The sequence below is a fragment of the Lysinibacillus sp. BNK-21 genome (assembly GCF_048684915.1).
In the GTDB taxonomy this organism is placed as follows: domain Bacteria; phylum Bacillota; class Bacilli; order Bacillales_A; family Planococcaceae; genus Lysinibacillus; species Lysinibacillus capsici.
Genome location: NZ_JBLQTS010000001.1, coordinates 2,362,189 through 2,374,833, shown reverse-complemented (window position 1 = coordinate 2,374,833; position 12,645 = coordinate 2,362,189). Strand labels below are relative to the sequence as shown.

Genomic DNA, 12,645 nt, shown 5'->3' with positions numbered 1-12,645 from the left:
ATGTCGGGAGGAAAAAAGCTATGAACATTAACAAAAATACTATTTATAACATGGATTGCCTAGAGGGTATGCAGTACATACCAGACAAGTCGGTTGATTTAATCCTGACAGATCTTCCTTATGGAACGACTACCTGTCGTTGGGATACGATTATTCCGTTTGAGCTTTTGTGGGAGCAGTACGAGCGAGTTATCAAAGATAACGGAGCTATTGTATTAACGGCAAGCCAGCCATTCACTAGTAAATTAATTATGTCCAATCTTAAACTGTTCAGATATGAGTGGATTTGGAAGAAAGGAAAGCACACAACAGGATTCCCAAATGCCAATAAGATGCCACTAAAAAATCATGAAAATGTATGTGTCTTTTATAAAAAACTGCCGACATACAATCCGCAAGGAGTTATATATTGTAAGCCTGTATTAATAAAAAATTCTCCTAAAATGAAAATACTAGGAGATAGAAATGAAACATTAAGTAAACCACATATCGTGAAAAGGAAAAACTACCCTAAGTCAGTAATTGATTTTCCACGTGACAGCAAAACTTGGCACCCGACACAAAAACCATTATCACTATTTGAGTATCTTATCCTAACTTATACAAATCCAGGTGACACAGTGTTAGATAACTGTATGGGAGCATTTACTACAGCTGTAGCATGTGACAATACAAAACGTTCCTGGATTGGTTTTGAGTTGGATTCAGAATACTGTGAAGGGGGGAGAGAACGAGTAAACGAAAATAGACAAAAGTTAGGTTTAAAACCAGTTGAAATTTTGTCCTTAAAAAAGTGAAAAGTAATATTTAATTTTAAAGAGATCAGGACTCATCAAAATTGGTGAGTCTTAGCAGTTAAACAACTATTGTTATTATCATTGAGGGAGATGTGTCTATGGCTGAAAAAATAAAAATGATTGCGGTAATAGAAGTTGATGAAAATATAGCGAAAGATCACAATTACAACATTGAAGAGGAATTTAAATGGCTAGTTGATAGTGGTATATTTTTAAGAAATCTTGTGAATGTTCCTCCTGATTTTGATATAAATGATCTGCAGCAAGAAAATAAACTAATGAAAGAGAAAAAAACAATTAGAAAACAAGACAAAGGATTTTATGAACGTTAGTGAAAAGATTTTTAAAATCTAACAAATATTCAAAGGTTAAGGATTCATCAAAATTGGTGAGTCCTTTTTCTTATCAAAGGGAGTTTTTCAGGCTTTGTAGATCAAATTTAATTATTTAGAACGGAAGGAGTGTGTAATATGGCAATTTTAAAGCCTTTAAAGAGGTTGAGTGAGTGTTTCTTGATATTAACAATGCTTTATTTAAGTATCGATGGAGTGTGTGTATTAACAACCTTTATCAGTAGTGACAATGTACGTGAAGGTATCGAGGGGCTTATGGTTTTTTTAATTACGACTTCCTTCGCATTGTCACTAAGCTTGAAATTTACATTTCGAACGTCAAAAACCATATTAGAATCCTTTTTGCTTTGTTTATCTTTATGTACATTGTTAGGCTTATCGTTTTTAGGAAACCAGGAAAGTACAACATTAATAATTGTAATTTATCTTGTTTTAAATGCGGTTCTATTTTTAGTTCAGAAAATAATTATTCATAAAAAGCAGAAACAACATAATTTAATTGTTAATGATAAAGGAGGAGTTTGAAATGTCAGAAGAAACAAATGAAGATATTATTCAACCATTTTCTGTAGAATGTCCCTGGTGTGAGAGGGAGCAAAAAATATATGAACAAGAGCAAACAGTAGGCTGTACATCGCATAAATGTGAAAGTTGCGGGATAAGTTTTGCCATTTGGCACTTAATTGAAGAGAGGTATAACAAATGAAAAAATATAGATTAGGTTATGATTATGTATTTTTAGCAGATACGCCATTTATGTACAAAGGCGTTAATATTGGGGCCACAAGCGTAAATGTGTTGTTTAAAGTGTTTGATACTAAAGGAAACGAAAAATTATTTGAGTCAGAAAATGAATTAAATGAACAAAAAATTGATTTTGGTAATGGAAATTCATGTTATTTATTTGAATTTATTAGATGTTTTATTGATACAGAAAATGTTTTGAATTTTGAACCCAATATAAAACTTTTAAGAGAATTTGGATGCTCTTATACTTTGCAATGGGAGAAAACGTCATATACAAAAGATATTTTGATTAATGGTGTTCTAAATCCTGAAGATGTTTCAGAAGTTGAGTTTATGGAACTGATGAAAAATAATATGGAATTATTTGATATTCGTGATAACTACCCAGCTCAAACAACTTCGTTTTTTACACAAGAAATAATCATGTTGCACGATTACAAATTAAAAAACGTTCCTGTAAATTATGGGCTTGGTAAAGAAGAAACTGTTTCAAAATATCGCTATGAATACAACGGTGAAAAATATTTAGTTGAGGTTGTACTTGATATAGGAAATATGATTGAGGTTGCGGTTTTTGAGCTTGATGATAATACCATAAAGTACGTTGGAGATACAGGGGAAAATGTATTCTTTGTTTTTAATACGATGACTGTTTTAGTAAAAGATTTACAAAGTTATGTGAATAAATGGATTGAAGAACATAAAGAATTGATTTTTCATGGGAATTGCTTACTTGAGGAGGTAGTGAAAAAATGAATTTAATTAAATTATTGAACCAAATAAACATTGATCAAACAATCACTGCAAATCCTATACATTTTTTGTTATTTAAAGAATCTCACTTTGAAAATCTCTATATGCCTATGTACTGGGGTGGATATGGACGACTCTTCAATAAAGAAATCTTAAATGAATTTTTTAAAAATGAAATTTCATATGATGAAATTATTCAAGCTGTAGATTTAACAACATTAGAGTTGCCCTATCAAAATGAATTTCTTCCCTTGATTAAGGAACGATTAGAAGAAATAAAAAGCCTTTCTGAACCAGTCCTTAACAGCGAAAAGATGAATATATTAAACTCACTTATTCTGTCATCAAGTGCATTTGTTTCATTACCTTATATCAGGAAATCTATTCACAAGCACGAACTTATAACTTTGTTAGCTTTAACTGAGTGGGAATTTTGGTTTCAAACTTGTTCAGGATGGGGTGTTAGCTATACCGCACTCACTATAAAATTCAATAGCATTTTCGATATATCTGAGTTAGAAATATATTTACCTTATGATGAACTGAACCAGTTACTAGATAAGCTTCAGTTTCAAAATGAAGAACTTTATAGAAACTTAGAATCATCTAAAAATATAGAAGAAAGTGAACTATTTGCAAGGTTATCTAACTTGAATATGTAGCCTGTTTATTAAAGTCAAAAATATATAAAAGGTGGTTATTAGAATGAATACAGTCATATTAGCCGAAAAACCTTCACAAGCAAAAGCTTATGCCGAAGCTTTTGAAGTAGCAAAAAGAGAAAAAACACACATTGAACTAAAACCTTGTAGCACATTTCCAGATGGAGCAGTCATCACATGGGGAATTGGACATCTTGTTGGCTTGAAAATGCCAGGGGAATATCGAAAAGAATGGAAAAACTGGGATATTAAAAATTTACCTATCATTCCAGCACAATTTGAGTATAAGGTTTCTGAGGATAAAAAAGTTCAATTTAATGCTGTAAAGAAGCTAATTAATAACGCTGATGTAGTAATCAACGCATGTGACATTGATCGTGAAGGTAGCAATATATTCTATTCTACTTTCAACATGACAGGTGCAAAAAATAAAACGATTAAACGGCTCTGGATTAACTCACTTGAAGTAGATGAAATTGTCAAAGGCTTTCAATCCTTACAATCAAATGAGAAAGATTTATTAATGTACAGCGAAGCAAAAACTCGTCAAATATCAGATTGGCTTGTAGGAATGAACGCTAGTCCTTTGTATAGTTTGCTTTTGCAAAATAAAGGTCTTAATGCAAGTTTAAGTATTGGCCGTGTACAATCCCCATTAGTTTATATGATCTACCAACACCAAAAAGAGATTGAGAACTTTGTATCTAAGCCATTCTTCGAATTAGTTGGCCATTTTAAATCAACAAATGGCCAATATACAGGTAAGGCAAAGGTTAAGACAGATACACTTAAAGAATTAATTTCATTTTTAGAAGAAAAAAACCTGGTATTAAATAAAGAAATTACAGGTGAAGTTTTAGAAATAGAGACAAAAGAGAAACATATAAAATCACCAAGATTACACTCTTTATCAACACTACAAAAGATTGCTAATAAAAGATGGAAGTACAGCCCTTCTAAAGTGTTAGAAATAATGCAGTCTTTGTATGAGAAAAAAATAGTCACTTATCCTCGTACCAGTATAAATTTCATTACTGAAAATGAATTTGTTTACTTGTCAAACAATGTTGAAAATTATATGCAGTTAATAAATGTCGATTTTACCCCTAATAAAGTTGCTAATAAACGATATGTAGATGGCACAAAAGTTCAAGAGCATTATGCCATAATACCAACTAAGACAATACCTAGTGCTAATACATTAAACAGCTTATCGGTTGAAGAAAAGCATATTTATGATGAGGTTTTGCGTAATACACTTGCTATGTTCCATAGTGACTACTTGTATGAGGAAACGAAAATTGTCACAGCTGTAAATAATGTGAAATTTGAAACTGTTGGAAAGGTAGAAATTGAAAAAGGTTGGAAAGCTTTATTTGTACAATCAGATGATGAAGAACATGTGGAAAATGGCAGTAATAAGGTGCTTCCTAGCGTTTCAAAAGATGAAAGAGTATTAAGTATCCTTCAAAGCAAAGAAGGGCATACAACGCCTCCTAAGCCCTATACAGAAGGTGATCTAGTTAAAGTAATGAAAAACGCTGGGAAAACAGTAGATGATGAAAGTGATAAGGAAATCTTAAACGAGGTAGAGGGGTTGGGGACTGAGGCCACACGTTCTAGTATCATCGAAACCATTAAGAAAAATGGGTATATTACAGTAACGAAAAATATTGTTTCTGTGACGAATAAAGGCAAAATTTTATGTGAAGCAATAGAGGGTACTTTACTTGCAAGTCCAGTAATGACTGCTAAATGGGAAGGAAAGCTAAAAGAAATCGGAACTGGAAAAAGTTCACCTGAGAATTTTATTTCTAATATTAAAGCTTTTATCATGAATTTAATTCAGGAAGCACCGAAAAAAATAGGACAAGTTAGTAATATAGAGCAAACAATAAAGATAGAACAAGCAAACAATAACAAAGGTAACTGTCCTTGTTGTAAGAAAGGTCAAATGATAGATCGTAAAACTTTTTTAGGGTGCAGCGAGTATAAAAATGGTTGTAAGTTTTCGATTAATAAAATAATTGCAACTAAAAAGCTTACGGAAAAAAATATCAATGATTTATTAGAAAAAGGGATTACGTCAGTCATAAAAGGCTTTAAATCGAAAACTGATAAATCGTTTGATGCAAAACTAAAAGTAACTGGTGACAAAGTGACATTTGAATTTTCTAAATAGGTCATTTTATTAGGGAGTCATTTCTTGAAAATGGACCGTAAGAAAGGAGACTAATCGTGCTAGGAACTAAGGCAAGACAAAAAATAAAAAATCCTACTTTGATTTTGGGTTATATAATTGCTGCTCTAGTTGGATGTTTAGGTAGTTACCTGGTCTTTTTACGTTTATGGTCATTATATGGTGTGCCACACCTGATGTTTTCGTTATTGGCTATAAGCAGTGGTGGAATTATTAGCTTTATTTTAGCTATTTTCTTGATGGGTAAAATATTTGATAAGCTTTATTTTGACTGACTATATAGTGAGTCTTTTTTGTTTTAAGGAGCATTCCTGTTAGAAGGATTTTCAGGGGCTTGAAATCAGAAAAGCCCTCTTGTATGATGCATGAGTGTCAACAGCCATTGACCCACTATCACACAGGAGGACTCCTTTTATGAATTCTAATAGGAACCAAAAGATTAATCAAGTCTCTGAAAAAACACTCGTCATCGGTATCGATATTGCCAAGCGTACACATTATGCATGCGCGGTTGATGAAAGAGGACGCGTGCTCCATAAATCGTTCCCTTTCTCGCAAACAAGAGAAGGTTTCGATGCTTTTTATGAAAGATTACTGGCTTTACGTGCTACCCATGAAAAAAGTGAAATTCTTGTCGGTTTCGAGCCCACAGGTCACTACTGGATGAATCTCGCTGCCTATCTTCAAGCACATGGAATTCCATTTATCATGGTGAATCCTCATCATGTCAATCGTTCCAAAGAGCTAGATGACAATCTTCAAACAAAGAATGACCAAAAGGATGCGCTCGTCATTGCACGTTTAATGCGAGATGGACGATTTAGTTACCCACGTATTCTAGAAGGCGTGGAAGCTGAATTGCGTAATGGTACAACCTTGCGTGCCAAAATCCAAGAAGATGTAAATGCCTTACAAAATCGAATGATCCGTTGGTTAGATCGCTTTTTTCCTGAGTTTACACAGGTATTTAAAAACTTCGGGAAAATGGCGTATGCGGCGCTTGAAAAGACACCACTGCCGATGGACATTCAAGGGAAAACGCCAGAAGAATTATTATTTTTATACCGCCAAGTAGATGGGATGAAAAGTCCACAGCTACCAAAGGCAAAACAATTAGTCGAGGTGGCACAAAGCTCGATTGGACTGACAGAAGGCTTAGTGATGGCACGCATTGAAATCGCTACACTACTTTCCCAGTATCAATTGATGCAAGCTCAGCTTGATGAATTAACAGTCCAGCTTATAGAACTGGCAAAACAAATGACGGATTATGCGTATTTAGCATCAGTACCTGGAATCGGAGACGTAACAATTGTCGAGCTGCTTTCCGAAGTTGGTTCTCTTACACAATATGAGCATCCACGCCAATTAATCAAACTAGCGGGACTCACATTACGTGAAAACTCTTCTGGACAGCATAAAGGACAAAAACGGATTTCTAAGCGTGGTAGAAGAAAACTTCGAGCTCTTTTATTCCGTGTCATGATACCGTTAATTCGTCATAATGAGGCCTTTAAGCAATTACATGATTATTACACTACACGCACCATCAATCCACTTCGAAAGAAACAATCGATTGTCGTGCTCTGTGGAAAGTTACTGAAGATTTTACACACCTTGTGCAAGAAGAAAGTACATTTTGATGTGAGCCAAATGATGAAAGACCTTTATTGTCTCGGAGAGGCAGCCTAAGCAATCAGAACTCGACCTCTAACAGAAGGATGACACGGAGAAGCCGGCATTATTTTCACCATAAGACTACGAGTCCCTTAAGGAGCATCGCCAGCCTCTGCCTTATGAATAGACCGAACGAAGGAATGTATGCGCTAGACGCCAAGAGACATGGGAGGGTGAGTCGTCATAAGCATCGCAGAGATCCATTAGTGCATCATATAGTGGAATTAAAAGTTAATTTTTTTCAATTAACTTTAGCGAAGCGTACTCACCAAATGACAATGAATTGAAGAACTAGAAAAGACTATATGTACTATGCGGTGAAAAAATATTTTCATCACTTTAAAAACGGGTCAGACCGTTGATATATCAACATTTATAGAGGGAGGTGATTTAGAATTTCTTATTTTTAATCACATAATGTATGGATGGCAAAGTTATATTTTAATTATTATTAGTTATTTTTAGGATTCATCGAATTTGATGAATCCTTTTAATTTGAGTTAACTGGATAAATGATGAATTAGTATTTCTTTTGTATAAGGCACTGACATATTTCAAAAGAATAAAGCTATAACACATGTGATTAAAATTATTAAAGGGAGTATCAGGATTGAAATTTTTGAATGCTGAGATGTTGAATTGTTTGAAACCATAATAAGAATATTGATGGTTAAAAGAATTCTATAAATAGTTTTCTATATAGTCTGCGTTGAAAATAGATTATATATGTAAAATATATTTTAATATTGATTTTATGAGAAAATATGGTTATTATATTTTGGAGGATATATTAAAAAGAACTACTTATATAATATTATATTCCTATTTTATGTATTACTTTTTATATTTATAACTTTATATAGGATTTTGGTTATAAATTAAATTAAACTGAAAAGGAACTACAATGAAAAGATACAATTAAAGCTCTTAGGGATACAGATTTTATGGTTAATACAAAGTGTTCACCTGACAGATATTTTTATCCAGAATGATTATTTACTATAAGGCAAAAGAATTAAACAATTAAAGTTATTAATTTCAAAACCTTCAATAAGTATAGCCCCGTTCTAAGAAAAGAACGGGGCTAAAAATATAGTTGTTTAATTTGTGCGAAAAGAAATTACTTTGAATTCCAAAAATTTTAACACATCTTACATAAGTGTGTAAGAGAATTAAGAGATACAAATAAAAGGGAACAGGAATTAAAGTTAAATAAAAACACCTTTAATTTCTCTTATGAAGCTATTATAAGCAGCATACACAAACAACTTGAAGCATTTAAAGTGAAAGGTGAGGAAGGAACTGAAATATGAAAAGTGGAATTGGTTACTTTAAGATATCCAAAGGAACCTAAAAGTTCGATCTGGACAAATTGAAATTCCTTTTAAAGTAAAAAATTGAATATTTTAGCTTATTTAATTTCAATAAAACCAGCAGAACAATAGCACTGCATGGATGTCTGATATACTGTAGACGTATGTAAAATGTGTACTTATTACCTCTTACAAACTATCTTTGAAATGCAGAAGAACATATAATCAGTCAGCTAGATGTCCAAATGATTATTACCATAATCCAGAAGAAATATAAAGGCGGTATAAGAAAGGGAGATTATTTAAAGATGGTTTATAGGTAGTTTTCAGAAATGCTTTACCTTATAATACTTCACTGGAAGGTTTGCCTCTAGTCTACTTTGTTTTAAAATAAAATTACCTATTGGATCCATTATTTTTATATTTTAAAGGACACGTTTCAGAGACAGTTGTCATTCTTCCCTACTACTTCACTCCTGTGGTGTATCAGCAGTCACTCAATATTCTCAGTAGTTGCCCCATGACCATATACTTAATAAATACGAAAAATAAATCATGTATGAAAGGTGAATATAATTGAATACTACATCATCGATTATCTTTTTAAAAACTATTGCTCCTAAATTTATGTCCTATCTGCTTCCTAAAGTTACAAATACAAAAATTTTTCGTGATATTAAAGATAAATGGATAAGAGACAATTATACGCAAAAAACTACACTTATTTTTAAAGCAGCTATTGAAGACGCAAAAGCAGTATTGAATATTCCTGATGAATTAGCAGTAGCTTTATTAGACGATTCTATAAACAGAAATGAGGTATTCCGCTGGATTTTAGAAGAGGCACCAGCAAGTATTAATACACACGAACTAAATCTCGACCCCTATATGGAATCGTATCGAGAGTACCAAGATTTAATAAAACCCTTTTTTGAATTAATAGCTCTTTGTATGAATGACTATAAAACAAAAAATTGGGATCCAGAATTTTTAGAACTACTATACAAAATCGGAACTTTAGAAGAAACAATTAAAGAAGGCTTTAATACAGTGATTGAAAAGCAAGCTTTAACTACTAATTTAGTTGAAGAGAATAATAGTTACTTAAAAGAAATAATTACCCCTACTGAATTTAATGATTTAAATGATCTAATGAAAAAAGGTCTCTTAAAAAGTGCTCGAGAAAAAGCTATTGAAAGATTAAATAAACCAAATCTAAAGCCCGACGAAACTTTAGAGCTACATATAGTAATAGCAAATACTTTTATTGAAACTAGAGAATTTGAAAAGGCTATTCGACACCTCTACACTGCCATCACACACTGCAAAAACGAAGCTAGAAAAGAACGTTTTTTAGCTCTTATAAACATATTTGAAGAACGTTTTAATAAAGCAGAAATTCACATTGGAAAAGCTATTGAAATAGGTGGAGAGACTTCTGAAAACCTTAGTGTCTTATTAAATGTATTAATAGGCCAAAATAAATATAAAGAAGCTATTGATATTATTGAAAGTGAATCAGACGGAAAATTCGAGGAAACAAAAGCTAGTATATGGATTCTTTTGCAAGAGTTTGAAAAAGTCATTAATCTTGCAAGTGAAAAACTACAAGATAATCAATTTAATATAGTTTGGTTATTAATAAAAGCTGAAGCATTAGTATTACAATTAGAGACTAATCTGTCTAGAAATAAAATTGTATATCCAGAACTTACATTTAAAGGGGTGCTACCACTTCTTGAAAGTATTGAAAAGCAAACAACCGAGAACTTTTATATTTTAGATAGAATAAAAGAGTTAAAAGCTTGTCTTTACTTTAGAACAAATAGGTTTTCAGAAGCTAAGATACTGTATGAAGAATTATTTCAAAAAGACAAAAATTACAGAAGTAAAATATTTGACAATCTACTTCTTAATATTATTGGTTCTAATGAATGGGAAAAATCTATAGTTTTATTAGAAGAGAAAAAAACTATCGATGGTTTAGACTTAGATGAAATGTTACTCTTAGCTGATTCATATATAAATTCAAGCATTCCTGCTAAAGCAGTACAACTTCTACAAGAAAACCAATTACTGGGGGAGCCTAACGATACTAACTTCTCATACTATTTTAAATATATTGATGCGTTGTTTGCAAAATTAAAGCATGCGGAAATTATAGAATTAATTAATACATTTAATATCGACGAGTTTAATAGTTCGTTCAAAGACATTTTAAATGGATATTATGCCTTTAAAAAACAAGATTGGGAAAAGACGATATCTCTTTTAGAACCCAATTTAGATAAATTCAATTATCAAGATAAGGTATCTATAAAAGTAATCTTAAGTATAGCTTATTACAATAAACACACTAAAGATGATTATATAAAGTTAAAAGAAATTATAATTACAATTCCTAATTGGATACAACACGAATCTATAGTTAGTCGCTATATCCAAACTCTCTATGAACTTGGTGAATACAAAACAATAGTTGACTTTGAGGAGAAATTGCCTTTTAAATCTGTTATCCTATCTGAGGTAATTGCAACTATTTATTTCAATTTTGGATGGTATGAAAAGGCAAAGCTTAATTATTTATCACTATATCAACAAACTAGAGAATTAAAATACCAATTAAGTTACGCAAATTGCTTTTATCAACAAGGGGAGATCCAAACTTGCCTTGAAATTTTATCTGCTGCAGAAAATGAAGTAAATAAACGTGGAAATATAGAAGATTACCAGTTAATAAGTTTTGCCTATAAAGAAGCAATGGAATATAGGAAATCAATGGAATATGCGTATAAAGCTCTCCTGGTAGGAAAAAATTCCGCAAAAATATGGGGATTTTATTTTTACAATTTTTCAACGCTGAATCAGTTCATTAATGATCCTGAAGAAAACTGGATAAAAGAATACCAAAATATTATTAAAAACTTTGAAAGTACATTTCCAGATGATGATCCTATTTTCAAAAAAATTACAGTATTAGAAAATGATGAAGTATCTTCTGAATTAATTTCTAACTTAAAACAGCCAAAGGAATCTACAGAAGAACCTATTACATTATTTATTAAGTATAAACTACCTATAAATTTTCTAGTCAATATCTTAAATCGAAACCCCTTTGAAACATGGGCATATGTAATTAATAATAAGGATCTTCCTATAAAGGTTATAAATGGGTCTATAGAGGAATTAGTGTCAGGTTTAAAAATTGCTTTATATTCAAAAGGAATATTATGTGATTTTACTACCTTACTAATGTTAAATCATTTAAATTTACTTGACATGCTTAAATCAGAATTCAAGTTATATATTCAACAAGAACAATTTGATTCAGCCTTACATGAATATTACAATAATAAACTTTCTATTCACAATGGTATTAAGACAATGTCATATGAAAATGAAAAAATACAAGTAATCGAATACTCTCCAAGCCAAGTAAAAGAAGCAGTACAAAATCAAGAGTATATACTTAACTGGATTAAAGAAAATTGCATAATGGTTGGTAATGTTATTAAAGATCAAGTTTCTAATCCTAAAGACATTCCATTCTTAGAAAACATTTTTGAAATATGTAAAAATCAATCACTAAATCTGTTAATTGATAGTGCAACTGTAAGAGATATAGCTAAAAATGAATTTAATATTAACTGTATTTCTACGCTAGATATAATGAATTTATTAAAATTCAGAAAAATTCAAACGCAAGAAGAACAAAATTTCTTAATGGGTAAACTAATAATGGCTGGTTATACATTAATACCAATTACAGATGAAGTTTTCACTTGTTATATAAAAGAGAAAAATTACGTTACGGATTATGAAATGCAACTACTTTTTAATTATTTTAAAAATGAAGATTTAAAGGTAGAATTTTTGATAGATTTAGTCTCAAATATTCTTTATTGGCTATGGACTGAAATAATCCAAATAAACGATAAACATACAATAACTAGGTTTATTTGTGAGTATATTTGCTTTAACCGAAATAAAGACTTTATCATATCTAATATAATGGTGAGGACTGAAACAAAATTCAATCCTTTTTCAGTACATCAAAAATTACTGTTGAAACAATTTTTAACGGAATGGCTTGCTAAGTCCTAAACATTTCAAATAATTTAGTAAAATTTCAAATCGTATTTA

At 31.3% G+C, this 12,645-nt stretch carries 10 protein-coding genes; all 10 read left to right on the top strand.

From position 1 onward, the window contains the following. Nucleotides 1-20 precede the first annotated feature (20 nt). The 10 genes from ACMGGO_RS12065 (at nucleotide 21) to ACMGGO_RS12020 (ending at nucleotide 12,606) form a co-directional block, all read left to right on the top strand. Complete coding sequence (locus tag ACMGGO_RS12065; protein ID WP_279494831.1) at nucleotides 21-797, top strand: DNA-methyltransferase; 777 nt, start codon at nucleotides 21-23, stop codon at nucleotides 795-797. Nucleotides 798-895: 98 nt separating this feature from the next. Then, entirely contained in the window at nucleotides 896-1,129 is a 234-nt protein-coding gene (locus ACMGGO_RS12060) for a hypothetical protein (protein ID WP_225340972.1), read from the top strand. Nucleotides 1,130-1,267: 138 nt separating this feature from the next. Continuing rightward, nucleotides 1,268-1,675, top strand: coding sequence for a hypothetical protein (locus ACMGGO_RS12055; protein WP_225340973.1), 408 nt, complete (start codon nucleotides 1,268-1,270; stop codon nucleotides 1,673-1,675). A 1-nt stretch (nucleotide 1,676) separates the two neighbouring features. Continuing rightward, nucleotides 1,677-1,856 (top strand): hypothetical protein, encoded by a 180-nt coding sequence (locus ACMGGO_RS12050; protein ID WP_225340974.1) that lies wholly within the window; start codon nucleotides 1,677-1,679, stop codon nucleotides 1,854-1,856. Continuing rightward, nucleotides 1,853-2,653 carry a hypothetical protein gene (locus ACMGGO_RS12045; protein WP_225340975.1) on the top strand — a complete coding sequence of 267 codons (801 nt, stop codon included), beginning with the start codon at nucleotides 1,853-1,855 and terminating at the stop codon, nucleotides 2,651-2,653. Before ACMGGO_RS12050 ends, ACMGGO_RS12045 begins: the two co-directional genes overlap by 4 nt. Beyond that, nucleotides 2,650-3,312 (top strand): hypothetical protein, encoded by a 663-nt coding sequence (locus ACMGGO_RS12040; protein ID WP_225340976.1) that lies wholly within the window; start codon nucleotides 2,650-2,652, stop codon nucleotides 3,310-3,312. Before ACMGGO_RS12045 ends, ACMGGO_RS12040 begins: the two co-directional genes overlap by 4 nt. Before the next feature lie 43 nt (nucleotides 3,313-3,355). Then, on the top strand, nucleotides 3,356-5,494 hold the full coding sequence (gene topB, locus ACMGGO_RS12035; RefSeq protein ID WP_279494835.1) for a type IA DNA topoisomerase: 2,139 nt from the start codon (nucleotides 3,356-3,358) through the stop codon (nucleotides 5,492-5,494). Between the two features lie 56 nt (nucleotides 5,495-5,550). Continuing rightward, nucleotides 5,551-5,787 (top strand): hypothetical protein, encoded by a 237-nt coding sequence (locus ACMGGO_RS12030; RefSeq protein WP_279494837.1) that lies wholly within the window; start codon nucleotides 5,551-5,553, stop codon nucleotides 5,785-5,787. A gap of 139 nt (nucleotides 5,788-5,926) precedes the next feature. Then, nucleotides 5,927-7,204 (top strand): IS110 family transposase, encoded by a 1,278-nt coding sequence (locus tag ACMGGO_RS12025; protein WP_131522764.1) that lies wholly within the window; start codon nucleotides 5,927-5,929, stop codon nucleotides 7,202-7,204. 1,874 nt (nucleotides 7,205-9,078) lie between these two features. Then, complete coding sequence (locus ACMGGO_RS12020) at nucleotides 9,079-12,606, top strand: tetratricopeptide repeat protein (RefSeq protein ID WP_279494838.1); 3,528 nt, start codon at nucleotides 9,079-9,081, stop codon at nucleotides 12,604-12,606. The last annotated feature ends 39 nt before the right edge of the window (nucleotides 12,607-12,645 follow it).

Excerpts from the sequence above, each read along its gene's own strand:
- ACMGGO_RS12065 (WP_279494831.1), top strand. The coding sequence starts at position 21 with ATGAACATTAACAAAAATACTATTTATAACATGGATTGCCTAGAGGGT.
- ACMGGO_RS12050 (WP_225340974.1), top strand. The coding sequence starts at position 1,677 with ATGTCAGAAGAAACAAATGAAGATATTATTCAACCATTTTCTGTAGAA.
- ACMGGO_RS12025 (WP_131522764.1), top strand. The coding sequence starts at position 5,927 with ATGAATTCTAATAGGAACCAAAAGATTAATCAAGTCTCTGAAAAAACA.
- ACMGGO_RS12040 (WP_225340976.1), top strand. The coding sequence starts at position 2,650 with ATGAATTTAATTAAATTATTGAACCAAATAAACATTGATCAAACAATC.
- topB (WP_279494835.1), top strand. The coding sequence starts at position 3,356 with ATGAATACAGTCATATTAGCCGAAAAACCTTCACAAGCAAAAGCTTAT.
- ACMGGO_RS12045 (WP_225340975.1), top strand. The coding sequence starts at position 1,853 with ATGAAAAAATATAGATTAGGTTATGATTATGTATTTTTAGCAGATACG.
- ACMGGO_RS12055 (WP_225340973.1), top strand. The coding sequence starts at position 1,268 with ATGGCAATTTTAAAGCCTTTAAAGAGGTTGAGTGAGTGTTTCTTGATA.
- ACMGGO_RS12060 (WP_225340972.1), top strand. The coding sequence starts at position 896 with ATGGCTGAAAAAATAAAAATGATTGCGGTAATAGAAGTTGATGAAAAT.